Origin of the sequence: Halobellus sp. Atlit-38R (assembly GCF_003665925.1) — an archaeon.
In the GTDB taxonomy this organism is placed as follows: domain Archaea; phylum Halobacteriota; class Halobacteria; order Halobacteriales; family Haloferacaceae; genus Haloquadratum; species Haloquadratum inordinatus.
Genome location: NZ_QXIJ01000117.1, coordinates 1 through 626 on the forward strand (window position 1 = coordinate 1; position 626 = coordinate 626).

The 626-nt window shown below is 68.8% G+C and carries 1 pseudogene; it reads right to left on the reverse strand.

The features are described from left to right. Window positions 1-626, reverse strand: a pseudogene (locus tag D3D02_RS18410) (methylmalonyl Co-A mutase-associated GTPase MeaB); the annotation flags it as partial.

The following is a 626-nucleotide window of genomic DNA, read 5'->3' on the forward strand; positions in this document are numbered from 1 at the left end:
CGTCCAGACACTCCCGGAACGGTTCGAGCACGTCTTCTGCGACCGCGTAGGGGTCGGTCTCCTTTTCGACGACCGCCTCGGCGAACGCGTCGACCCCGCCGCGGCGGTCGAGCTCGGCTTCGAGGAGCCGGTTCACGTCGCTTCGGAGGAGCTGTCGAATCTCCTCTCCCGCGCGCTTGCGGGCCTTCTCCGCCACCTCGCCGGAGGCGTCGAGGTAGTCACGGTGGTCGTCCAGCGTCTCGACCAACTCGTCGATTCCCTCGCCGGTCGTGGCGACGGTCTCGAGGACCTGTGGCGTCCAGACGGGCGGTTTGTCGCCGTCGGAAGGGTCATCCTCGGCGTCGACGTCGGTTTCGGCATCGCTCGCGTCCGCGTGCCCGCCGTGTCCGTGGCCGGCGTCGTCGAACGCCTCGGCCCCGTGGTGGCCCGTATCGAGGTTCGCCCGCGGGTCGTCGCGGAGGTGAATCATCTCCTGTAGCTCGGCGACGGTGCGCGACGCGCCCTCCATGTCGGCCTTGTTGACGACGAACAGGTCGCCGATTTCGAGGATGCCCGCCTTGAGCATCTGCACGTCGTCGCCGCTGCCGGGTTGGACGAGGACGACGACCGTGTCCGCGGTCTTCACC